This is a genomic window from Shewanella sp. 5S214, assembly GCF_041439795.1.
GTDB lineage: Bacteria > Pseudomonadota > Gammaproteobacteria > Enterobacterales > Shewanellaceae > Shewanella > Shewanella vesiculosa.
In genome coordinates this window covers 122489-147069 of the sequence record NZ_JBGOOV010000010.1, presented here as the reverse complement: position 1 = coordinate 147069, position 24581 = coordinate 122489, and the positions used below count along the sequence as shown (strand labels likewise).

Sequence of the window (24581 nt, the reverse complement as noted above, 5' to 3'; positions counted from 1 at the left end):
GCCGTCATGACTGAACTGATATTTATTCCCGGAATATTTTTTAACTTTATATACATGAAATATAATAGTTTATTGCTATTTTGTTATTATAACTAATTAGTCTGTTGTAACAGAAATAGCGAGTTCAAAGGTAGTGTTTGTCCATCATGTATTTCATTACTTTATCTGTAAACAATCTCTGCCAACCATTACAGTGCTTAAACACTGGATGTTGCCCATCATGACTTTCATTCATGTTGAATAGCTGTAGAATCCGCGCCTTGTTTTACCGCTAACCAATATTTGTGTATTTATGATGATAGATCTGGCTTTGCTGCCTTTATATTTAACCACTGTGGTCGCGTTATTGTTAATCCCTGGGCCTGACATGTTGTTGATCGCCAGTTCGAGTTTGAGCTATGGTCGCAAAGTGGGTGTGTATGCCAGCTTTGGTAATGCGACTTCTGGTTTAATTTTAACCTTGCTTGCAGCTATGGGCGTTTCTGCTCTTGTGGCGATGAATCCAATTGCGTTAGAGCTGTTAAGGGTATTGGGCGGAGCGTATTTATTGAAAATGGGCTGGGATTGCATGCGCAGTGGTGCCAGCGATGCGCCCGAGTTTAGCCAGCAAGGTAATGTCGCTAAACTACTTTATCGTCGTGCGGTGCTGAGCAATTTACTTAATCCTAAAGCACTGATCTTTTTTGTGTTGTTTCTGCCCCAGTTTGTTTCTACCCAACTCACTGCCAGTTCAGGTGAACAGATGCTGGCACTCGGTTTACTGCTGAACGTAATGGGCTTGACGTTCAATTTGCTGTTGGTGGCATTAGTGGGCAGTTTGGGCAAACCATTGCTGAAAAATGAAAAGTTTCGTGCTTATCAAAATAAGTTTATGGGGATAATATTTTTTGCTTTAGCCATTTGGTTACTGGCATCGCAAGTGCAGAGTATTGCTTAACCTTTACGGTTGAAAGAGGCCATTAACTAAAACCACGGTCATTAACCGTGGTTTTTTGATCTTATTGCTGGCGCATTCACATCGATAATGCATTTGGCGAGCGAAGGTTTATCGTTATGATTCACTTTTAGCGAGTTTAATCGCCGCTATCTCTTTTTCAACCGCGGCTACCACGGCATGAGGGCTGCTCAGGTATTGTGAGTGGTCGATAAAAATGGCGTTATCATTAACTGTCATCACCAATACGGGAAAACCAGTGGTACCAATGATTTGTTGAATTTCTTCTATGCCTTCCAGTACGTATTCTGCATCCATACTGAGCTCATCTTTAAACACTTTATTTGATGGTGATAGCTTAAATTTTTCGACGATGTCATTAAAGTCGTGTTTATTACTAAGCGGGTTACCTTCAATGAAATGAGCTCTTTGTAGCGCATTGAGCACAGCTAATTGCTTGTCAGCTTGTTTGCCCTCTAACCAGGCCATAAAGTTTGCGGTTTTGATTGAGCTTTTAGGGCTGTTTGCGTAGCGAATATGGTCGCGACCAAATTTAAGTCCACTTATTTTTGCCGCTGCTTGCATTTGTTCTTCGCCAGCACTGTCTTTGCCGATGTAATGCGCACTATGTAATAAGTGAATATTCATTTCTGGATAGGCTTGTTGCAATGCGTTCACCAAAGGTGTGGCGGCATAGCTCCAAGGGCAATGTGAGTCGTAGATAAAATAAAGCTCAGTGGTCATTAAATGAATTCTTGTTTGTGATCAGATGAACTGATCCTAAATAGTTTATCGCTATTATTCAATCAATCCTTGCAGTAATGACGACAACCGATATTGACAGACTGTCGTAGAGTGCTCGATGAGGTTAATACTCATGTACCTGCAATATATTAATAAGTAAGAAACCCAGCAATATCGGCGGTATTTCTGGGTTATACCACCAATGCTTGCGGATCAGGGGCGCGCATGCGATCCCACCATTCTTTGTTGGCAACAATTTGGCCTTGATCATCAATGGCTGGGTAGGGAATTTGCTTGCGTCGACAGGCTTTGGCGTAAACTGGATGACCTTGTTCAAACAACATAGTTTGGCAATAAGCGTGATCAAGTTTGCGGCTGCCGTACATATCGGCTTGCTCACGTTGGCGCTGGGCTTCATACATAACTAATGCTGCCGCTACAGACACATTAAGCGACTGCACCATGCCTCGCATGGGGATGATGATGTGTTGATCGGCCGCTGCAATCGCTTCTGCGCTCACACCATCACGTTCGTTACCCATCACGATAGCGGTAGGTTTGGTGTAATCAATTTCACGAAAATCCACGGCCGTGTTTGAAAAGGTCGTCGTAAGTACCTGCATTTTTTGTGCTTTAAAAACCTGATGAGCTTCTGCAAACGTGTAATGTTTAACCGTATTAACCCACTGTTGGCTACCTGAAGCGGTATTACCTGATACTCGCATATCGATATCTGGCCATACGGCATGAATTTCATGAATACCGACACAATCAGCAGAGCGAAGAACCGCAGCAATATTATTGGTCATATGCACTTTATCAAGGCAAATCGTTAAGTCGACTTGGCGATTATCCAGCATCTGGTTTATTCGGGCAAAACGTTCTGGGCTCATGGGGTAACTCTAGTTGATTTTTCACTCTATTTATATTTAACCTTTGCTTGCCGCACAAAATGCGTTCAATGCAACGAATAAATGAGTAATATTGACAGTAAGATGATTATTTCGGCTGGTATTATAGCGCTAAAATGCCAGTCCTAAAAAGTCATTCATCGCGGTAACACCAAGACTCGCCGATTAATGTAGGCAATAATCACAAGATCGCTTTTTTAATGTATGGTGATAAGTAATAGGTAAAGAACTGTTTTTAGCTAACTAAACGCATTTAAGCTAATGATAATAACAAGTAGATTTTACAGCAGGCCATGACTGAAGATATTACCATCCAATTGCCTTCACTTATTCATCGAATCGGCGGTGAAAAAGCTAAGCAAGCCAGAGATATTGCGTTGCAATATCAGTGTGATGTTAAGCGTGTGCGTCGTTCTCGAAATTGGGCCATTACAGGCGAGGCTATAAGTATTCAATCGTTTATAGAGCGATTAAAAACTGACAATGATGCTGGCTTTGGTTATCTAATTCAAAAAATTGCTACAGCATTACTGGGTCATGCCGACAAGTTAGAGCCATTAGACGTAAAGCTTAGGCGTTTAATTCGTGATAATCCTAACTTGACTTTAGGCGAGCTAATCCAGCTTACCCAGTGCACGTTAGCTGAGGCGAGAGTGGCTCGTTTTCACGTTGACTGTTGATTATTTCAACCGTGTGCTTTCACTTTTTATGCTGAAGGAATGCAATCGTTTTTGATGGTAAACATTGCTGTGGTTTGGGGCTGGAATCGCACGTATTAGTATATTTTCGCTATAAGTTAATCAGATTATCCTGGTATTGCAGTGGGTATAGTTGAGGCATAGATAATATCGCAGAAACAAGACCTTTGTGTTTATTCATATGCCCTTGGATAGAAAATTTACAGTATTAATGTGAGCTTTAAATGGTAAACATAAATAAAAGGTGTAACGCAATTTGCATTACACCTTGATGACTATTATTTTTTAAGTCGCTGACGTTTTAAGCTGTCTAGTTATGCTTAAAAACGATATTCAACCCCGATACTCGCTTGCTTGAAATCTGTTTCTGTATCGGAACCGTTAGTAACATTATCTAGGTTAATTTCTGCGTCATACCAAGTGTACTCGGCATTAATTAAAAAACGGTCTGTTACTTTAAACCCGACACCAGCACCGGCAAATACACCTTCATCATCTTTATTGCCAGACAACCCGACCACGTCATAGTCAGTGGAATACCATAATTGGCCGCCTTTGGCATACAATTCTACTCGATCAGTAATTGGCAGTGTGACTTTTAGGCCTGCGGTATAACCATCTGTTTCAGCTCGAGATAAATTGTTGCCGTAATGACCAAAATCAATATAGCTACCTTCTAGAGCTAAGTATTTATTGAAGCGATAACCTACTAAGCCCTGGAGCACATCATTGTCGTCGTCAAACTCATCATCTCCATCGACTTTTAGGTAACCATAATTAGCGCCGACATAAATACCATTTTCTGCCACGTCATTTTTTAAGTCATCAGCTTGAGAATAAGCACTAAAAGATGCTAATGAAATTAGTCCAGCTAAAGTAACAATAGTATTTCTCATAAGGTACTCCTAGTTAATTACGTAAATACATCTAGTACACTACAAAACGGATGCCAACTTTATAAAAACAATGGGGTAGGGAGATTGCTGTTATCAAATTTTTAATTGAATATCATATGGTTATGCTTTGAGATTTTTTTAGTAAATGAAGTGGAACTGGCTATGCTATAAATAAGGTTGCTTAAATTTTATCTGTTAAACGAGGCGGAAATAGTGCGTAACGGTATATTTTTCTGATTGAATTGTAATTTTTTCATATTAAAAACATAATGTTACGAGGATGTTGTTGGTTTGGTGTGTTATCGTCACTTGTATGATTTGCTGCTGAGTATTTTATAATATGGTTACTTTTCTATAACTGAGCAAATCGAAGTCGTTAATTGGATATGTTGATTTCGCTGTTTAAAGTACAGGTTTGCACAATAGTGCCCAAGTGTGACAATTGAAGAACATGATCGACAACGACAACGACAACGACAACGACTACAGCTGCAGCTACAACGATCACTACAAGTGGGATAGCGGAACCATTAACACAATAGGATTGTATTAAGTTCTTATAAAGATAGTAGAAGTGATTTTATGTGGTTTTTTGTTAGCGATTAAGACAGGCCTGAGGTTAATGCTGAATATCAGGTTTGCTGGGGCAATACTGTTATCGTGAATGAGTGCTTTTGATGATGCTAATTAAGTGGTTCGTCTGTGTTGATGAAATTTACTCAATTAAGACCTTTACAAGCTTAGATATTGATGTATTATACAGTCTGCTCTGACATTCAGAGTTATTAATGAACATTAAGTAAAAGAAAAGCCTTAGAATCTCTTCGTTATCGTTGTTATCCTCTGTGTTTCCCTTAGCTTCATCGTGACATTCAATAATTCAAGCTTGAGCGCATCGCATTATCGCGACAGATTGATTAATTTTAAATATATAAGGGACAACAAAATGTCTAATAAAACAACTGGTTTAGTAAAATGGTTTAACGAAGATAAAGGTTTTGGTTTTATCACTCCTGATAACGGCGGCGCTGACGTGTTCGTTCATTTCCGTTCAATCACTTCAGAAGGTTTCAAAACTTTAGCTGAAGGCCAAAAAGTTTCTTTTGATGTTGAGCAAGGCCAAAAAGGCCCACAAGCTGCTAACGTAGTAGCTGTGTAACTCGACGTTATAAAGATAACGCAAACGGTTTAACGACTGTTTGCGTTTTTTTATGTCTAAATTTTAGTATTTTTATTAACTGTTACCTGCGTTAAGCAAATTTTCAACCTATCTCCCCGATTGTTTTATCCACTGTTATCCCATGCTGTACATTATCTCCTGGTCACTTACTTCTTGTGTCGAGCGTGAGGCAATCTTTGTTATTGCGAGTTGAGGTTATGTCGAGTCATATAGCTGATGATGAATTTATCGGCCATTTATAAGTAAAGTTTTTATTATTTTTTACTGTTAGCTGTTAATATAACAACGTTTTTTAGGCATACATATTAAGGATAATAGATGCAATCAATTCGAGTTAAACTGCTAGCATTTTTTCTGCTCTACTTATTTCATTTCCGACTTTCGCGGTAACCAATTGGGTTAATTTTGACATTATCAATGGCCATATTAATCTTCCTGTGACCATTAATGGTATTGAAGGTCGGGCCATTTTAGACAGTGGTTCTCAGCTCAATGCGATTAATTTAAGCTTTATCAATAAATATAATCTTGAGTTTGATAAAGGCAGTAAAATCGATGTCAAAGGCATTTATAGTACTGAATCCTCTCAACTTTATAACAATGTCACGGCAAACTTGTTTGGTGCCAATATTGAACTTGATCAATTGGCAGGTTTGCGTTTAGGTCACTATGATGTGGAGCTTTTATTAGGCGCAGGTCTACTGGAGAAATTTATTTTCCAGATAGATTATCCCAATAGTCGTTTGAGATTATTTGGAAGAGATTCCATTGATTTAGCCAAACTTGAAAACATTGACATGCAAATGGATCGTGGCACTGGTCAACCGATTGTGAGAGTCGAGCTTAATGGGGAAAAGAATGCTTGGTTGATCCTCGATACTGGTAATAGTGGTGGCTTGTTTTTAAAACGCACTCTTGCCACTGACTCAGATTGGTTAACGCATTACGGTGCGCAAGCTACAAACTCATTTGGTGTCAATAATGCAGGCACAACGGAGAGTTTCCGATTGCCAAAAGTTAAGTTCGGTCCTTTTACGATTGAAAATGTACAAACGAGCGTGCCAAGCGAAGGGCAGATTGAGGTGATTACAGGGCAAGATGATCGCAACAGCATATCCCATATTAAAGGTAAAAATATTAAAGGTCTTCTTGGCTTTGATATTCTTAAGCACTTTGTGTTGACCATAGATTATAAATCTGGACATATGCACGTAGGCTTACCTGAAGACTCTTAATCCAACTCAGATTTAATTGAGTGTGCTTGACGACATTGTAATGTCATTAATCTTGCATCATCCCGTGTGATAGAGACGTTATTTTTGTCACACGGTTATTCAATGTAATCAGCTTCATCCATGTCTTTTGTGTGTTTTTTCACCTCAACAAATCAGTATCTTGCCAACTTTTGGTTAATTAACCCAAGACTATTGGGTCAAAAACACCGATAATTCACCTCAATTAGATTAGTAGGCCGTTTGGCTGCGTTAGACTGTGGACATATTCAATGGAAATCAAAGTAAACTTTCTCGACAATTTGAAACTCGAAGCCAAATTTGACGACTTTACCGTTACGGCAGACCAACCTATTCGTTATAAAGGTGATGGCTCAGCTCCAAGTCCTTTTGATTATTTCTTAGCTTCGTCTGCGCTTTGTGCTGCCTACTTTATTAAGGTTTATTGTAAAGCCCGTGATATTTCTACTGAAAATATCAAGCTTTCGCAAAACAATATTGTTGACCCAGAAGATCGCTACAACCAAATTTTTCAAATTCAGGTTGAGTTACCAGACGATATTTCTGACAAAGATCGTCAAGGTATTTTACGTTCAATCGATCGTTGTACTGTTAAAAAAGTGGTTCAAACTGGCCCAGAATTTAAAATTGAAACCGTTGAAAACCTTGATGCTGACGCCAATGCCATGCTGATGGGACAACCGGCTGGCGACACGAGTACCTTTATTTTGGGCAAAGACTTGCCACTCGAGCAAACCATTCAAAACATGACCCGTTTATTGGCTGATTTGGGCATGAAGATCGAAATATCTTCATGGCGCAACATAGTGCCTAACGTATGGTCGTTACACATTCGTGATGCCGCCTCACCTATGTGTTTTACTAATGGTAAAGGCGCCACAAAAGAAAGCGCACTATGCTCGGCTCTAGGTGAGTTTATTGAGCGTCTTAATAATAACTTTTTCTATAATGATCAGTTCTTTGGTGAAGAAATCGCCAATAGCGAGTTTGTGCATTATCCCAATGAAAAATGGTTTGCACTGGAAGAGGATGATGCACTTCCATCAGGTTTGTTAGATGAATACTGCTTAGATATTTACAATCCAGATGAAGAGTTATGTGGCTCGCACCTAATTGATACCAACTCAGGTAATACTGACCGAGGTATTTGCGCGATTCCATATACCCGTCAATCTGATGGTGAAACGGTATATTTTCCGTCTAACTTAATTGAAAACTTATTTCTAAGTAACGGCATGAGCGCGGGTAATAATCTGCAAGAAGCGCATGTACAGTGTTTATCTGAAATTTTTGAGCGTGCTGTAAAACGTCAAATCATTGAGCAAGAAATTGTACTGCCAGATGTTCCTATGACAGTACTTGAGAAATTCCCTAGCATATTAGCGGGTATTAAAGGCCTTGAAGAACAGGGTTTCCCTGTCGTGGTGAAAGATGCTTCGTTAGGTGGTCAGTTCCCAGTGATGTGCGTCACTTTAATGAACCCTAGAACCGGCGGTGTATTTGCCTCGTTTGGTGCGCATCCAAGCTTTGAAGTGGCGTTGGAGCGTAGTTTAACTGAACTATTACAAGGCCGCAGTTTTGAAGGCTTAAATGATGTGCCAAAGCCGACATTCAATAGTATGGCCGTCACCGAGCCTGAAAACTTTGTTGAGCACTTTATTGACTCAACAGGGGTTATCTCTTGGCGCTTCTTCAGTAGTAAGTTTGACTATGAGTTCTGTGAGTGGGACTTTAGCGGCACCAGTGAAGAAGAAGCCGCAGGCTTATTTGGTATTTTAAAAGCCATGGGTAAAGAAGTGTATATTGCTGAATTTACTGATTTAGGTGCATCAGCTTGCCGCATTTTAGTGCCTGAATATTCAGAAGTGTATCCTGTTGATGATTTGATTTGGGACAATACCAATAAAGCGCTTCATTACCGTAAAGACATCTTGAACCTGCACTCACTAAGCACTAAAGCGTTATCTAAGTTAGTAAATCGCTTAGAAGAGAGTCAATTAGATAATCAGACCGATATCCGTACTTTAATCGGTATTGTGTTTGATGAGAATACGGTTTGGGGCCAGTTAACCATTATTGAATTAAAAATTCTGATTTACCTCGCATTGGGTTCTCATGAAGATGCGATTGAGTTAGTTGGTGAGTTCTTGCAGTTTAACGACAATACAGTACAACGTGGCTTGTTTTACCAAGCTGTCAATGCTGTGCTTGAAGTGACCCTAGATGACGACTTAGAGCTTGAGCATTTTATGGGTAACTTTAACCGCATGTTTGGTCAAGAAGTGATGGACAATGTGGTTGGTTCGGTTAATGGCACAGTGCGCTTTTATGGCCTAACAAAAACTAGCATCAAGCTAGAAGGTATTGAGCCACATTTACGCTTGATTGAAAGTTACAAAAAGCTGCATCAAGCGCGGAAAGCTAAAGCGGGTATATAGTGCTTAGTTAAGTATTAGACCGTGATAAATCTGATCGTGAAAAAGCGAACCTAACGAGGTTCGCTTTTTTGTTGTGGCAGTTACCTTATTTTTATTGCTGATGTAAATCGCTGTCTGTTGTCGTGGCTCGACTTAACCGTTTTGCCATTATGCCCTTAGTCGATGCAAGTCATAAGCCTGAAGTGAACTTTGCCAATTTTGATAATATTGATATTGCAAAGATTATCGCACTGGATCATAAGCAGACTTATACCTTGCAGCCGCAGCAGCTGGTGAATCAAATTCAGCTTAATGAAAATGGACCTAAGGCAATAGTAAACAGCAATGTGTTACTTGGGTTTAATGAGCAAGGTACGATCAATAGTCTTAAGGTGACCGAGTCAATGTTTGAACCGCAAGACATCGACGAGTTTAAAAAAGTATTAGCGACTTATCAAATCCCTACCACCAAAACGGCCTTCTTGGCGCGTTATCCTGATGCCGAAGATAACTTTGATAATGTCATGATCACTAAAGGGACAATATTAATGTCGGTTAACTTTGATTCCTATGACGATGATGCTGAGTTAATTGATTTAAGCATCGTTTTTTAATATTCATATTATCCTGGAAGGTATATCGAACGCCGATGCTCAGGGCATCGGCGGTACCTTATTTATTCTCAATGCGCTAAAATATGTGGTAAACGAGTTAAGCCAATTGGATAATAAATGAATATTGAAAATGATGTGATCGACAATTTAGCTGAATTAGAACGCTTTTTACTGTCGGTGGAAAAGGGCGGTTTAGGTTTAGAAGGCGTTGCCGGTGTCGGTATGGCAACCAGTAATGCCGATGGTCGTCATTTTGTTGCGGTATTTGGTGATAACCACAAGCTATTACTCGGTCGCTGGGTGACACCTGAGGTTTTCGAAAACGGTCAAGACATAGTTAAAAATGGGGTTAAATCGAAGCACTGATTGTTGACTCTATTTTATTTTAAAAAGGGGGCAGAAATTCATTTCTGCCCCCTTTTTATGATTTACTACTTAGGATAATTACTTATCTGAATTGGTTGAGCCAATTTTATGAATGGCTAAGTCTGCACCAATAAATTCATCTTCTTGACTCAAGCGTAAACTCGATAGTTTATTCACTAAGCCATAGACGATAATACCGCCAACTAATGCGACAACGACCCCGGCAATAGTGCCAACAAGTTGCGAAGTAAAGCTCACTCCGCCAAGGCCACCTAAGGCTTGCTGACCAAAAATGCCTGCAGCAATACCACCCCAGACACCACATAAACCATGTAAAGGCCATACACCTAAAACATCATCTATTTTACTGCTGCGTTGTAATTTGGTGTACACCAATACAAATAACCCGCCAGCCACACCGCCAACCACAAATGCGCCAACCGGATGCATTAAATCAGAACCTGCACACACAGCCACTAAGCCTGCTAGTGGTCCGTTATGAATAAAACCAGGGTCATTTTTGCCAATAATAAGCGCCACAATAGTGCCACCCACCATGGCCATTAAACTGTTTACTGCCACTAAACCGCTGATCCCGCCAAGCGTCTGTGCTGACATGACGTTAAAACCAAACCAGCCGACAATCAGCACCCATGAGCCTAAGGCTAGAAACGGAATGTTCGATGGCGCAAAGGCAATGCCGGGTTTACGGCCGCGGCGGGCGCCAAGCAAATAAATAGCGACTAGTGCTAACCATCCGCCCATGGCATGGACGACGACAGAGCCAGCAAAATCATGAAATTGAGCACCAAATTGGCTGTCTAACCAGGCCTGAAAACCAAAGTTACCGTTCCATATAATCCCTTCAAACAGGGGATACACAAAGGCAACAATCAATGCTGAAGCCAATAAGAAAGGCCGAAATCTCCCGCGTTCAGCAATCCCCCCAGATACAATTGCTGGAATGGCTGCTGCAAAGGTTAATAAGAAGAAGAATTTAACCAGTTGATAACCGTTATCTGTGCTTAATGCTTCTGCGCTGACAAAGAAGTGGTTACCGTAAGCAATTTGATAGCCAATGACAAAATAAGCGAGGGCTGAAAAAGCAAAGTCGGTTAAAATTTTTACCAAGGCATTAACTTGGTTTTTGTGTCTTACAGTACCCATTTCTAAAAATGCAAAGCCAGCGTGCATGGCTAATACCATAATTGCACCAAGTAAGATAAACAAGGTGTCCGCGCTTTGTGCAATTACGCCAATAGCATCACTAATATTATTCATTTTAGTTTCCACAAAACAATTCTCTATTGAAATTCATGCGTTTATAGAGCAAAAATCATTCCTAAATCACAGGCCACCTATCATTTAGTTGATCTCTCGTGGTGCAAACGTATGAAAATATTGCTTAAATAATCTATAAAATGTTCAATGTGAGTGCATTTTTTGGGCAGGTGAATGCTGAAAAGTAACACCTATGACTGATAATTATGCTGTTAATGCTTTAGTTTGGTGCATTGCCGCTTGCATTTGGTGCGTTGCATAATCAGCCGATTAACTTTATGTTAACAATGTTGTTTAAGATAAATCGTTTAAGTAATCAGTCGACAATCAGACGTTTTATGACTGTTCGAATTCACGCTTTTGGTTTCTAGTTCTTAATGTTAGGTTCTTAATTCCAATCGTTAGAAATCTTAATGCTTTATCAGTACTAACAAGTCACTAGCATGCCCAATAATAACTAAAATGGCGGGAGTAATATGACAGCAGTAAGAGTGGCAGGCGTGGGGATGATCCCCTTTTGCAAACCGGGCCATCATCAACCGTACCGAGTTATGGCGGCTAAAGCGATTAGGTTAGCATTAACCGATGCCAACCTTGATGCTAAATTGATCGAGCAGGCTTATGGTGCATATATTTATGGCGATAGTACCTGCGCTCAGCATGCATTTTACGATGTCATTCAAAGCGGTATTGCGATCATTAACGTCAACAATAATTGCTCTAGTGGTTCGACAGCGTTATTTTTAGCGCGCCAGGCGGTATTGTCAGGCCAAGTGGATTGCGCATTAGCATTTGGCTTTGAAGAAATGCAACCTGGAGCATTGGGCTCTCACTGGACAGACAGAGAAAGTCCGTTCGAGCGTCTTGACCCCGTGTTACAACAATTCAATGCCCCACAAGGCCCAATCGCACTTCGCGCCTTTGGTGCTGCCGGGCGTCACTATATGGACCAGTATCATGTAGGCGCTGATATTTTTGCTAAGGTAGCTGAAAAGTCGCGGCGTCATGCATTACAGAATCCGTACTCTATGTTTTCAACGCCATTAACTTACCAGCAAGTGCTTGATGATAAAGTTATCTATGATAGTTACTTAACTCGGCTTATGGCATGTCCACCAACCTGCGGTGCTGCTGCAACCATAGTGTGCAGCGAGCAATTTGCTCGCAAACACGGGATTACATCCAAGGTAAATATTATTGCGCAGGCAATGGCGACGGATACCGAGCTGTCGTGGCAAGATCCAATGTATGCCGTTGGTAAAGGCATGACACAACGGGCAGCTGAGCAGGTTTACCACCAGGCCGGTATTGGTCCTGCTGATATCGATGTGATTGAGTTACATGACTGTTTTACCCCTAATGAAGTGATCACGTACGAAGCATTAGGTTTATGTGCTGAAGGCGGCGCTGCAGAATTGATTGCCAACGGTGACAATACCTATGGTGGCCAATACGTTATTGGTCCGTCTGGGGGCTTGATGTCTAAGGGGCACCCTATTGGTGCGACTGGGCTAGCACAATGTACTGAATTAACGTGGCATTTACGCGGCCAAGCCGGAAATAGGCAAGTGGATAATGCCAAATTTGCCCTACAACACAATGTTGGCTTAGGTGGTGCGGTGGTGGTGACCTTATATGGCGTTTAACTAACGGTTTTATTGCATGCTGCGCTACATTGCCGTCGATATATGAGGGAAATGAAGCGCAACACTGTGGGCCGTTCGTTAACTGGCTTTTTTACGACTAAAAGTACGGCGGGAAAAGGTCACCACACTGAATGAAAGAATCAAGGTGCCAATAAGCGATACCAAGGTGATCAGCATGACATAACTGGCAGGCATATTAAGTCCATCATGTAATGGTCTAACAAAGCTAGCCACTTTACCTGCAAATGATCTGTCACTGTGTTTGAGTACCGATTCAATTGTGCCTTGTTGGTAATTGATGCTGATACGGTCGGCTTCTCGTAACCAAACACCCTGATGTTGATCAAATTGGATGCTATATATCAGCTGTTGTGGCGTGTCGCTATCAGGCTGTGGGCCTTTATTCGGTGTTGAGCGAGGCTTACTTACAGAGATCAGTTCTGCCTCAGGCCAAATTTGCTGTGCGCTAGTGAGCTGACTTAACCAATCGTTTGCTTGGCTAACAGGATAAGCAACTTGCTCGAGTGCGGCTTTTGGTTTGAGAGCACCAGTCCATAAACTGTTATAAGTAATTAAAAAACCACTGACACACAATATAAATAACGGTACTGAAATAAACAGTCCTAATTGAATATGGCTTTTAAGCAAACTGCTTGAGCGAGTATTTTTAGGCAAGCTCTGCTTTAGTCGAAATCCCTTACGAACTCGCCACCACAGATAAATACCAATTAAGGTGACAATACCGCCAGCCAGCGAAGCCCAAGCATTGATGTATTTGCCGCCATTATCGATCAGAAAATTACGATGTAACCAGAAAGCCGTTTCATAGAAAGGTAAGTCAAATGAAGAGCTACTGCTGAGTTCATTGAGTTGATTGTCTAGGGCTATGGCTTTACCCCGAGTGCTAGCTTGAATATATGGGGTATACTCGGTCGGAAAACGAATAGTACTCATGCTAGGGTAGCGCTCGAATAAACGGCTTACCGTATCGGCTTTTTGTTCAAGGGTGAGCGGCACAAATGCCTGACCTTTGTTGTCTGTGCGTTTAAGTAAATCAACGCTCCCTAAATAAACGCCTGTCGTTAATACAATTAGCATTGTGATACTAATGAAAAAACCTACCCAGTTATGAAACCATTTTAACGCCGAAACCATGCTCATTTTGTTTACTCTATTACACACTGTCGAATTGCAGCTGGTTATAAACCAGCTGATTTTTATTGTGTTTTCAATTTAATCATCAAACCACAATCTGGGGAATGATAATTAATCTCATTTAATTATTCAATTAAAGAAGTGTAAAGATGGCGTGATTGAGTAGGTTTCAAGCTTTACTGTAATTCGTCGTGCGGCTATTTAACCCAAGCTAAGGTTAATTGATTTACTGACCACTGTGGTTAAGGTGTTTACTGACAAATCATCACTCTTTGTAGGCTGGCGCATTATAACTCGCTAACATGGACACTTAATATGACCCCTGATATGACCGCTAATACCAATGCCAGTGTTTACACAAATGGCATTGGTATTATTTACGCTTGGTCATAGATTTTTTGTGAAAGAGTGTCTGTCGACACTCTTATACTAGTGCCACATTAATCACTTGTTTACTTGATGGCGTAATGATCACCGGGATCGATTTTGATGTTGGGGTAGATGAACCGACTCCGACACTGTTAATGGAGACTAGCGGATTTGTTTCAGGGTAATAGGCGGCAATGTTACCGCGCGGGATATCATAAAAAACCACACTGAAGCCTGATACTTTGCGAACGATGTTGTCGTTGGCGATAGACTGTATATCAATAAGTTGGTCTTCAACGAGATTAAGCTGAACGGCATCTTGTTGGTTCATGAACAATACATTCCGCTTGCCTTTAATCCCGCGATATCGGTCGTCCATGCCGTAAATAGTGGTGTTGTACTGGTCGTGAGACCGCAGGCTTTGCAGTAACAAAATAGGGTGTTGTTCGGCGGATGACTGAGTTGTTTGTGCGTTGCTTGAACAATCTGCGATGACAGAATCGGGCAACTCACTCGGATTAAATTGAGCTAATTGATTACTGGTATTCCAAACCAGCTCAGCTGCGCTATTGCCGAGATAAAATCCGGCTGGTTGTTCGATTCGTTGATTAAAATCGCTAAATCCAGTAATCGTGTTTTCAATAAGATTGCGAATAAGGCTATAGTCGTCGCGCAGAGCTAGCCAGTTGAGCTTATTGCCTGCATGACTTTGATTGGTATGGCTGTGATTGAGATGACTGAAGGTAGCATGAGCCATTTGGGCGACAATATCGATTTCAGATAAACACTGTTCTGAGACGGGGTCGGTCATACCTGTTGACGCATGAACCATGCTGAAGGTGTCTTCAACGGTGATTTTTTGAATACCGCTAACTTGCTGGTCTAATTCAGTGCGACCTAGGCAAGGAAAAATTAATGCATCGTGAGTCACTTGTAGGTGGCTGCGATTAAGTTTGGTGCTAATTTGCACATTGAGTTCAGCATTGCGCATTGCTTGGTAAGTAAAGTCGGTATCAGGTGCCGCCGCTGCAAGATTACCGCCTAAGCATATTAACACTTTACTCTGTTTACTGTGCAGCGCTTTCAGTGCTTCGACCACATTGTGGCCCGATAGGCGCGGTAAGGTGGTAGCAAAGTAATTATCCAATTTATCGATAAAATCGGCAGATGGCTTTTCATTAATGCCCATAGTGCGGTTACCTTGCACATTACTGTGGCCACGGACAGGGCATAATCCAGCGCCTTTTTTACCTATTTGACCACACAGAAGGTGCAGGTTAATCACTTCACTTATGATGTCGACCGAATGCTTGTGCTGAGTTAACCCCATGGCCCAGCAGCTGATCACGGTTTTACTGTTACTGAACAGCGTGGCCGCTTGAATAATCTGTGCTTTTGTTAGCCCAGATTGTTGTTCAATTTTATCCCAGCTCGTGTGCTTAACTTTGTGTTGATAGTCTTCAAAAAACGCACTGTGCTGTTGAATAAAGTCATGGTCAATTTTGTCTGGACGTTGTTCAATAATAAATTTAGCCATACCGCGTGCTGCTGCCATATCGCCGCCCAACTTAGGGGTTAAATACAAGTGACTAATGGTGGTGGCTGCTGGAGTGAGCAATTCTATGGGATTTTGTGGACTGGCGAATTTTTCTAAGGCGACTTCTTTAAGATTATTAAAGGTCACAATTTTACAGCCTTGCTTGGCAGCCTTACGCAGAGTATTCATCATTCTGGGGTGGTTGGTACCAGGGTTTTGGCCAAACACAAAAATGGCTTCCGCGGCGTCAAAGTCTTCAAGTACCACGGTACCTTTACCAATGCCGATTGATTTAGTTAGTGCAACCCCGCTGGCTTCATGGCACATATTAGAGCAATCGGGAAAATTATTGGTGCCATACAGCCGCCCAAATAATTGGTAAAGATAAGAGGCTTCGTTACTGGCGCGGCCAGAAGTGTAAAACTCAACTTGATCTGGGCGACTTAAGCTGTTGAGCTTGGTGGCGATGATCGAAAAAGCTTCAGACCAGGTAACCGGTTCATAGTGATCGGTGACAGCATTAAAGCGCATCGGTTCGGTTAAACGGCCCTGATACTCTAGCCAATAGTCAGTTTGTTTTGCCAGTTGGCGCACTGAATATTGGCTGAAAAACTCGCGTCCAACTCCTTTACCGGTCGACTCCCATGCCACTGCTTTAGCACCATTTTCGCAAAACTGAAATGCACCTTGTTTGTTATCACCCCATGCACAACCTGGGCAATCAAAACCATCGGTTTGGTTAACGCGAAGTAAGTTTTTGAGATTTTGCTTGGTCTGTTGGCTACGCAGTACATGAGTAAACGTCGCTTGCAGTGAAGGAAAACCACCGGCTTTGGTTGGTTTTTGATAATGACTAGACATTGATTTCTCCGATAGGGCTCAGCGATAAACGGTTAACATCGAAATGAGCATCGTAATTTGAATAATAAATAGGCGCTGAATACTTGGGGATGTGAATAATATTAAGGTTATATTGTAGTGCCAGTTTAACTGCGAGTTGGCTGGGCGAGGCAAGACTAATAAGGTTATTAGCGCCAAAAAGAACCGCTTTATGGATTAACTCACTACTGCAACGACTGGTAATTAATAAGGTATTACATGATGTTTCTTGAGTCGTGGTTGTTTGCCTTAGTAACATGCCGATAAGTTTATCGAGGGCATTATGGCGGCCGATGTCTTCACGACAGGCAACAATATCGCCTTGTGCGGTTAAGCCCAGGGCTGCGTGTATTGCGCCACTTTGCTGCGCTTTTATTTGGCTGTCAGTTATACGCTGTTTCAGGCTTTCAACATCAGTAATGTCAATGGGACGGGTGATGGGCAATATGGATAATTGTGGCAGTGCATGTTCTATTGCTTCAACCCCGCAAATCCCGCAACCGGTAGCCCCAACGAGTCGACGTTTTTTACTGTTTAAGGCGTATAGACAACGATTAGAAATGGTTACTTCAATAATAAAGCCGTTATCAGATGGCGTTATTTGAATATCATGCACGTCATGATCGTGTTGAATAATCGCTTCTGAAAACAAAAAACCAATGGCAAAATCTTCAATGTTATCTGGCGTTACCATCATCACGGCATAGTTAATGCCGTTAATGCTAATGGCAGCCGCCGCTTCCTCTACCAGATGTTCTATGGGGGGTAACCATTTGTATGCAGCATTCATGGGCGTAGACTCAAAACGGGATCTTAATCACAGTTTAGTGGCCGCTAATACACAAAGCCAATCAAACAAATTTATACGGTGATAGCTTTTATCTATTAATATGTTGAAATTGATAGCTAGTATTAAGGGCGAGGGATGAATCTTAGACAGTTACATTATTTTTATGAGCTAGCAAAGTTTAAGCATTTTGCTAAAGCAGCCAAGGCTTGCCATATTACTCAGCCTACCTTATCGGCCAGTATCACGGCTTTAGAAAAAAGTTTTGGTACTGAGCTGGTGGTGCGTGGCAGTCAGTTTGTCGCGTTAACCGATGCTGGGCAGATTGTGTTGCGCTATGCTGAAAAAATGCTCTTGGATCAAGTGGCGTTAAAGCAAGAACTCAGTGTATTTAGTGGGCCGTTAATTGGTTCTCTTCGGATTGGTATTGTGCCGCAGTCGAGTGTGGATATTATGCTGATCATTAAACAATTTAATGAGCTGCATCCTAATATTACAATTACCTTGTTGGTGACCACTAATGAAAAGCTCATCGAGCAACTGACCTTACATCAAATCGACATAGGTTTGGGGTTTGATGACAATCTTACTGAGGCGAATCGGCGCACATTTTATTTTTATCCTCAAATGGATAACGATATGGCCGTACTAGCAAGTCAAACATTAGTGTCGCAACTTGATACCCCACTGAGCGATGGGGCATTAGCCCTTAAGGATTTGCAGCAAAAGCCATTGGTATTGTTAAGCCAAAATATGCAGTTTAGGCAATATATTGATAATGCGCTGGCACAATCTCAGTTACGTTTTAATGTGGTGTTAGAAACTGATTCGCTATTTCATTTAGTCAGTGCGGTAAAGCACGATATTGGTTATGCCATTGTCAGTAGTGGTATTGCCAAGTCAGCTGAGAAATTATTTAATTTACATTATTGGCCATTGCAACACATTCAATCAGGTAACACAGTGTTTATTACCCGTAAATACAGTGTGTCGCCAGCAATGAACGAGTTTGTGAGTTTGATTAATATGGGCTAATTTCTGCCTTTGTTTACCATTTGAGCGCCATGCTAGTCAATCTATGGCGGTGAATATGATGCATCACACTTGATTAAGCTTGGCTGGTGACATCTTAACGGCAGCAAACATCAACCCCACTTAAGACAACAGGATTTTTGATAGGTTATTGGCGCTTTAAATGATTAGCAGTTAACTGTGGTTTATGTTTGCTGCTAGCCTGTGAATGTTGATATAATAGCGGGCTAAAAAATTATCTATTCACAGACTTTTTTATCTCGCAATCACTGCCACATCGCCTGCAGGAATAACTATGATTAACCACTTTAGTGTACTGGGCGTTAGACCCAATGCCAAAGAAGATGACATAAAAAAAGCCTATAAACGTTTATCGAACAAGTACCATCCTGACAAGTTACTTGGGGCGTCTGATGATGAGAAACAACAAGCATCGGTTCAGCTCCAACGAGTCAAAAAAGCTTACGAAGTGTTATCAGATAAAAAGCAGCGAAATGCGTTTATCAATGATTTTAACAACGTAATTGTCACTGATCCCACTGCCGCAATGCGGGAGTTGTGGGACGAATATTATTCCTGAGTATCCCATGGCTAAACATCTTAATATTTCACGCATTAATGAGCTAAAAAATAATGCCCATGACAATATCGAATCTTATAACGATCCTGATACGCCCAATGCACTGGCAAAGTTTACCAGCCAAATCAGAGCGATATTGTTGGCCGATCCTGGGATGCTCGATTCTGTCCCTGAATATTTACCGGTAGCGCTTTATGATAGAGTCAAGTTCTCTCCTGAATCAAAGCGTCAATGGGCACATTGGATTAGCTTGAATATTCATCCTAGCTGGGATGAGTTTAAAACCACGATTGCATTTAACAATGCAGATCTACCTCTAGCACTTGCGGTACGCAAATACAGCGAAGATCTGCTCATTGAAAGTTGTGCTGTGGTGTATTTGTTGGAGACGCAGGGAGAATCAGCGCCCAAGCAAATCGCTGATGAGGATGATTCTGATGGTCTTCATGAGCATGAGCGTGACGAGAACGATGACGACAATGACTATGATAGCGATGAAGAAGGTTATTATGACCAATATGATGAGGATATCGAATGAACAGTCTCATTGAAATAACCGCCGCTGAAATACAAGAGCTGGCGAATGTTGAGCCTAAACAGGCAAGCAAGAGATTTGAGTTAATTGCGTCGTCAATGTCTGATGATCAGTTGGTTGAAGTTATAGAAAAAATGGACATAGTTACGCTGACGCAAATTAACAGTCAGCATGATATTTCGTGTCCATCGATCATGTCTGAGCTTATGTCGCCAGAACAGATCCGTGACATCGTCTGCCAGCAACCGCTTTACTGGGAAGAAAAAATCAAGAGTAATGCTGAAGAGTTAATGCATCATACGTTTGATTTTATGACTTACCTTATCCGTATCCAGGACAGCGAAGAAAAACAAACAGCTATTTTAGAATGTTTGGCTGAAGACCCAGCGGCACTATTTTATCTATCGATCCCATTTATTGAGCTTATATTAGGTGGTAGCAGTGATGATGAAGATGAGATTAACGATACTTTTGATGATGAAGCGGATGAGGAAACCGTGGGGTATTCTGATTGGCAAGCCGATGAAGAAGCTCATAGTCTGAGCATTGATGATCCGCGAAGTTTGCTGGCGCTGATCCGCGATAGAGCACCTAATGTCGAGAAGTCGATCAAGAACATGCTGCGTAATACTGGCTCTGACTGGCAGTTAATTATCAGCCAATTTGCTAGCGAATTAGTGATTCAGGCGAAAGAAAAGAACCAAGTCACTGACGAATATGCTGAAGTTGATGACATGTTTAGCTTTCTTGATTAAGGGTTCTGCAAATGCAATTGGTATTACGTGACGAAAATCAGGGTCCCTATTTGAGTCGGGTGTTGGCTTATGGCCGAACCGAAGATGTGCTTAGTAATGAGCAATTGGGACAGATCAAAGCGAAAGCCATTTTGATGAGCCTTAAGTTCGCAGATAAGTTTTATAACAAGTATAAAATGCATTTGCTTGAAGAAGCGGCGCAAGATGTGATTGGTATTGTGAGTATTGGTTTGATGGCGTTGTCGGACCAAAATCAAGATAATGCTATTGCGTTGCTGCTCAATGATGACGGCGTGGTTAAGTCGTTTCAGAAAGGCTGGGGTATGCTAACTAAAGTGAGCCAGTACAGGCTTCATGGTAAATCGGTTTATGGCGATGTGGATAAAATCTTGCTTGATCAAGTGTCGAGTCCACCGGATTGTGATGAGTGGCAAGGTTGGGTTTATTATCAAGAAGCCTTAACCGAGCATAATCGCCAGCAATCTATTAATGCATTGTTAGCTCAGTTTTATATTGCTGGCACCTTTGACCCTATGGATTATATCAATCTGGAAAGTACCTTGGCAGAAGCTGTGCTTTATCGGATATTTTTCGACGGTAAAAAAGTGCGCCCAGATCTTAAACGGCGTATGACGAGTGTAGAACTCCAGCCGCAGTGGTTTGGCCTGGAATTTATCGAGCAACAAACTAAGCTCGCCCTGGCTGAGTTACCTAAGGAGCTTGAAGCTGCTATCCGTTTGGATTTAGGTAAAAACTTTAACTCTGCACTGCTACGCACATTAAATTTCTCTCGAAGTTATCAAGAGTTGGCTGCTCAAAATGCCTCTCCTGAGCGATTAGAGCGATTTGAATACAAGGAAGGTTTAGTCGGTCTTCTTGGTTGGCCCATCTATATCGTCATGTAATGTCACTTTAGGAAGCTTACTTGTGTGTAAGCTTCCTCTATTCGCTTGGTATCTTATTGGTTTTGTGCCATATTTTAGTTCTAGCCATCATCTTGTCGTCACATGTTTTCGTGAGAAATACCGCTCAACTGAGTGATAAGTGACTGTATTTAAAAGTTAACTTATTACTAGCTTGTACGTTAAGTGTTCCTTAGGCCGTGTTTGCTGGCCATTTTTGTGTTGATTAACTGTCTTTAGGAGCCATTATGTTCAGTAGCCTACGTGCTTATCGTTCGTCAATCGTATTGCTGGGTGCTTTATTGCTTGGTGGGCTATTCGGTGGCTTAGTGCCTGAACTCGCCATAAAGCTCAAGCCGATAGGGCAAATCTTCCTTAATCTATTGTTTATGATCATCGTACCTCTGGTGGCTGTGAGCGTGATGTCATCTATCGCGCACATGACGGATTTAAAGAAATTAGGCGCGATACTGGTGTCGATTATGCTGGTATCAATTGTGATGGCAATTATTCCCGCTGTCGGTGTCGTATTGCTGGCGTTAGCGTACGATCCTGCCCAAGGCGTGACACTTGATTTAGCCAATACGGTTGATGCTGCATCAGGCGGTATGGATTTTGTTAGCTTGTTAACCACCAATGATTTTGTCGGTTTATTGTCTAAATCAAACATTTTAGCTTTGATCATTATGTCGGTGATTGGCGGTGTGGCCATTGGTCAATCAGGTGAAGATGGCCAGAGAGTTGGACGCATGCTAGACAGTTTAAATACTGTGATCATGAAAGTTATTTCGCTATTAATGTATGTTGCGCCTATTGGGCTTGGAGCTTATTTTGCTGCGACCATGGCTAGCCAAGATACTGAGTTAATGGGCACGTTTGCTCGAGCTGTTGGATTATTTTTTGTCGCAATGGCGTTATATATTACCTTAGGTTCAACCCTATACGCATGGATTGGTGGCGGAGTAAAAGGGGTTAAGCAGTTTTGGCAACATATGCTTGAACCCGCAGTGACGGCATTAGGCACTAGTTCATCATTAGCGACATTACCTGTGACCATTCGCAGCGCCGCTAAAATGGGCTTAAACGAGCAAATTGCAGAGATTAGTTTGCCATTGTTAGTGAATCTTAATAAAGGTGGTGCAGCAGCGATCACTGCGCTAAAAATCGTGTTTATCTATTCGCTATTAGGTCTCGATTTTACTCCAGATGTGTTTATGCTGACGATTTTGATTTCGGTATTGTCTGCATTTATCATTGGCGGAGTCCCGGGAGGAGCATTTTTAGGCGAAATTTTTATTGTGACTACCTTAGGTTTACCGATGGAAGTTATCCCTATTTTAGTGGTCATTGGTGCAATCACCGATGCCGCATCGACAGTGATTAATGTGGTACATGATTTAACCGCGACCCAAATTATTCAGCGTATTAATGGCAAACATTATGTGCCTAAAATACTCGATAGCGAGCTGAGTGAGGCAATTAATAAAGCCAATTAAAAAGCTTACTATGCTATGTCACTGCTTGATATTGATTATGCAGCGGCATTTATTAAGCCACTGCCACGCAATTGCGCCCTTGTGATTTAGCTTTGTATAAGGCTTTGTCTGCACGCTCTAATATGCTGTCAGCAGAGTCTTGTGAATTGTATTGTGCAACGCCTAAGCTTATTGTGAGTGCCATACCTTGAATATTTTGCTTGGCGACATATTGGCGTAATCTTTCGGTTAGCTCTATGGTGTCATTTAAGGTTGTATTGAGTAATACCATCACAAACTCTTCACCTCCCCAACGTACTAATAAATCATCATTGCGCATTTGGCTTTGGAGTAAATGCGCCAGTTCACATAAGACTTTATCACCTACCAGATGACCGTGATTATCATTGATGCGTTTAAAATGATCGATGTCGATCATCACTACCGAAATAGGCGATTGAAAACGAGATATCAGCTTAAGTAACCTTGGTTCGGTGGGGGTTTTATCATCTACGCCTATATCAATCGATGGCGATTTATTATCTCGGCTGTCAGAATCAGGCATTACGTCGTTATTCACGGCTTTAATGGTCAGCAGTTGTTCTAGAACCTTATCGAGTTTGTCGCGGTTATACAGCCCGGTGAGTTTATCTGTTTCAGCCATTTTTTGGATTTCTAAATTGCGAAGTGCGAGCTTCTGATAGCCGGAAAAACGAGTTTTTTCGTAAAACCTAATCAGTAAAACTTGTGCTATACACACTTCGATAATATTAAATAAGGCTTGAGTTCTAATCGTTACAGGCTCAGGGTCTTGAGTTTGCTGGTACACCAAAAAAGCACATACGGCGAAGGTGAGGCATGAAATTAGTGTTCCCCATTTCCGTCCTATAAGAAAAAATGAAATCAGTGGGACGAGCGTTGACCAAAATAATGAGTAGGATTGACCCTTAGCTGAAATGGCAAATAGCATGATTAAGCTGCTTACCATTATGGTGGTCGCCCAAGAGGCTATTTTAACACGTCCTGTTTTGCGGAAATGGTAGAAAATAACAAATGAAATACATAACCCAACACTATCGAGTAAGGTGTATTCCAAGCTGTTAAAATACAAAAGATTAATCAGGGCAAGAATGAAAAAGTAGCTCATTGTAATCAGCAATGTATAGCCGATTAATTGGACTCGCCAGTAATCGGGATGATCTGGTGGATATTGGGCGAATTGTTTTAACCAAAATTTCATCGTAAGCAAATTCCAAAGTAAAATTCTATCAATGCTAACCGTTAAGCCTGGTAATAATAGGGGCTATATTTCAGATTATGCGAGCACCAGCAATAATGATTATGAGAGAAAATATAATAATAACGGCCACCTAGTCAGTTGTTTTATGTGCTGTGGTATCGAAAAAAACCTATTATTGTATGACTCGGTTAAAACAGACTTAACTTGATGATAATTAGCGTAGAGCCCCGAGATAAGCTGTTTATTGTATGGCTGATGGATATTTCTTTTGATTGTCTTTAGTTCAGCGGCAAACCCAACAGCCCCTAATGCTCAATAATTTGTCTGTATGAGTATAGGCTATTTTAGCTATGCCATTGTCTATATTGATAATCACTAAGGTGACATTAGTTAGC

General features: G+C 41.3%; 22 protein-coding genes. 14 read left to right on the top strand and 8 right to left on the bottom strand.

From position 1 onward, the window contains the following. Positions 1 to 292 precede the first annotated feature (292 nt). Positions 293 to 937 (top strand): LysE family translocator, encoded by a 645-nt coding sequence (locus tag ACED29_RS09105; RefSeq protein WP_124015480.1) that lies wholly within the window; start codon positions 293 to 295, stop codon positions 935 to 937. 114 nt (positions 938 to 1051) lie between these two features. Here the strand turns inward: ACED29_RS09105 and ACED29_RS09100 are convergent, their stop codons facing one another. After that, positions 1052 to 1678 carry a protein-disulfide isomerase gene (locus tag ACED29_RS09100; protein WP_124015481.1) on the bottom strand — a complete coding sequence of 209 codons (627 nt, stop codon included), beginning with the start codon at positions 1676 to 1678 and terminating at the stop codon, positions 1052 to 1054. Between the two features lie 191 nt (positions 1679 to 1869). After that, positions 1870 to 2571 carry a tRNA (guanosine(18)-2'-O)-methyltransferase TrmH gene (gene trmH, locus ACED29_RS09095; protein WP_124015482.1) on the bottom strand — a complete coding sequence of 234 codons (702 nt, stop codon included), beginning with the start codon at positions 2569 to 2571 and terminating at the stop codon, positions 1870 to 1872. 311 nt (positions 2572 to 2882) lie between these two features. Between trmH and ACED29_RS09090 the strand changes: the two genes are divergently transcribed. Next, positions 2883 to 3269 (top strand): ribosome recycling factor family protein, encoded by a 387-nt coding sequence (locus ACED29_RS09090; protein WP_371697503.1) that lies wholly within the window; start codon positions 2883 to 2885, stop codon positions 3267 to 3269. Positions 3270 to 3607: 338 nt separating this feature from the next. On the opposite strand, the gene ACED29_RS09085 is transcribed toward ACED29_RS09090, so the two are convergent. Further along, positions 3608 to 4183 carry a porin family protein gene (locus ACED29_RS09085; RefSeq protein ID WP_182697547.1) on the bottom strand — a complete coding sequence of 192 codons (576 nt, stop codon included), beginning with the start codon at positions 4181 to 4183 and terminating at the stop codon, positions 3608 to 3610. A gap of 946 nt (positions 4184 to 5129) precedes the next feature. Between ACED29_RS09085 and ACED29_RS09080 the strand changes: the two genes are divergently transcribed. The 5 genes from ACED29_RS09080 (at position 5130) to ACED29_RS09060 (ending at position 10013) form a co-directional block, all read left to right on the top strand. Next, entirely contained in the window at positions 5130 to 5342 is a 213-nt protein-coding gene (locus ACED29_RS09080; RefSeq protein WP_011636218.1) for a cold-shock protein, read from the top strand. A gap of 458 nt (positions 5343 to 5800) precedes the next feature. Further along, positions 5801 to 6598: a retropepsin-like aspartic protease gene (locus tag ACED29_RS09075; protein WP_371697502.1), complete on the top strand. Its 798-nt coding sequence runs from the start codon at positions 5801 to 5803 to the stop codon at positions 6596 to 6598. 269 nt (positions 6599 to 6867) lie between these two features. Next, positions 6868 to 9054, top strand: coding sequence for an OsmC domain/YcaO domain-containing protein (locus tag ACED29_RS09070; RefSeq protein WP_124015486.1), 2187 nt, complete (start codon positions 6868 to 6870; stop codon positions 9052 to 9054). A 122-nt stretch (positions 9055 to 9176) separates the two neighbouring features. Further along, positions 9177 to 9647, top strand: coding sequence for a hypothetical protein (locus ACED29_RS09065; RefSeq protein WP_371697501.1), 471 nt, complete (start codon positions 9177 to 9179; stop codon positions 9645 to 9647). A 117-nt stretch (positions 9648 to 9764) separates the two neighbouring features. Next, on the top strand, positions 9765 to 10013 hold the full coding sequence (locus ACED29_RS09060) for a hypothetical protein (protein ID WP_124015488.1): 249 nt from the start codon (positions 9765 to 9767) through the stop codon (positions 10011 to 10013). Positions 10014 to 10091: 78 nt separating this feature from the next. Here the strand turns inward: ACED29_RS09060 and ACED29_RS09055 are convergent, their stop codons facing one another. Beyond that, positions 10092 to 11294, bottom strand: coding sequence for an ammonium transporter (locus ACED29_RS09055; RefSeq protein WP_371697500.1), 1203 nt, complete (start codon positions 11292 to 11294; stop codon positions 10092 to 10094). A gap of 476 nt (positions 11295 to 11770) precedes the next feature. Between ACED29_RS09055 and ACED29_RS09050 the strand changes: the two genes are divergently transcribed. Further along, positions 11771 to 12940: a lipid-transfer protein gene (locus ACED29_RS09050; protein WP_182697541.1), complete on the top strand. Its 1170-nt coding sequence runs from the start codon at positions 11771 to 11773 to the stop codon at positions 12938 to 12940. Between the two features lie 78 nt (positions 12941 to 13018). Here ACED29_RS09050 and ACED29_RS09045 read toward each other — a convergent pair whose 3' ends face one another. The 3 genes from ACED29_RS09045 to fdhD form a co-directional block, all read right to left on the bottom strand. Then, complete coding sequence (locus ACED29_RS09045) at positions 13019 to 14101, bottom strand: PepSY-associated TM helix domain-containing protein (RefSeq protein ID WP_371697499.1); 1083 nt, start codon at positions 14099 to 14101, stop codon at positions 13019 to 13021. 418 nt (positions 14102 to 14519) lie between these two features. Next, positions 14520 to 16862 (bottom strand): FdhF/YdeP family oxidoreductase, encoded by a 2343-nt coding sequence (locus tag ACED29_RS09040; RefSeq protein WP_371697498.1) that lies wholly within the window; start codon positions 16860 to 16862, stop codon positions 14520 to 14522. Further along, the gene (fdhD, locus tag ACED29_RS09035) at positions 16855 to 17670 is read right to left on the bottom strand and encodes a formate dehydrogenase accessory sulfurtransferase FdhD (RefSeq protein ID WP_124015494.1); all 816 of its coding nucleotides are present in this window, start codon (positions 17668 to 17670) and stop codon (positions 16855 to 16857) included. Before fdhD ends, ACED29_RS09040 begins: the two co-directional genes overlap by 8 nt. 135 nt (positions 17671 to 17805) lie before the next feature. On the opposite strand from fdhD, the gene ACED29_RS09030 reads away from it, so the two are divergent. The 6 genes from ACED29_RS09030 (at position 17806) to ACED29_RS09005 (ending at position 22967) form a co-directional block, all read left to right on the top strand. Beyond that, the gene (locus ACED29_RS09030) at positions 17806 to 18702 is read left to right on the top strand and encodes a LysR family transcriptional regulator (protein ID WP_371697497.1); all 897 of its coding nucleotides are present in this window, start codon (positions 17806 to 17808) and stop codon (positions 18700 to 18702) included. 292 nt (positions 18703 to 18994) lie between these two features. Beyond that, positions 18995 to 19279, top strand: a complete 285-nt coding sequence (locus ACED29_RS09025; protein WP_124015496.1) for a J domain-containing protein — start codon at positions 18995 to 18997, stop codon at positions 19277 to 19279. Positions 19280 to 19286: 7 nt separating this feature from the next. Beyond that, entirely contained in the window at positions 19287 to 19817 is a 531-nt protein-coding gene (locus ACED29_RS09020) for a hypothetical protein (RefSeq protein WP_182722656.1), read from the top strand. Continuing rightward, entirely contained in the window at positions 19814 to 20569 is a 756-nt protein-coding gene (locus ACED29_RS09015) for a hypothetical protein (protein WP_124015498.1), read from the top strand. The genes ACED29_RS09020 and ACED29_RS09015 overlap by 4 nt, the downstream gene beginning before the upstream one ends. A gap of 11 nt (positions 20570 to 20580) precedes the next feature. Further along, positions 20581 to 21474, top strand: coding sequence for a hypothetical protein (locus tag ACED29_RS09010; protein ID WP_371697496.1), 894 nt, complete (start codon positions 20581 to 20583; stop codon positions 21472 to 21474). 245 nt (positions 21475 to 21719) lie between these two features. Continuing rightward, on the top strand, positions 21720 to 22967 hold the full coding sequence (locus tag ACED29_RS09005) for a dicarboxylate/amino acid:cation symporter (protein WP_371697495.1): 1248 nt from the start codon (positions 21720 to 21722) through the stop codon (positions 22965 to 22967). A gap of 52 nt (positions 22968 to 23019) precedes the next feature. Here the strand turns inward: ACED29_RS09005 and ACED29_RS09000 are convergent, their stop codons facing one another. Continuing rightward, positions 23020 to 24186 carry a diguanylate cyclase gene (locus tag ACED29_RS09000; RefSeq protein ID WP_220492651.1) on the bottom strand — a complete coding sequence of 389 codons (1167 nt, stop codon included), beginning with the start codon at positions 24184 to 24186 and terminating at the stop codon, positions 23020 to 23022. Positions 24187 to 24581: the final 395 nt, after the last annotated feature.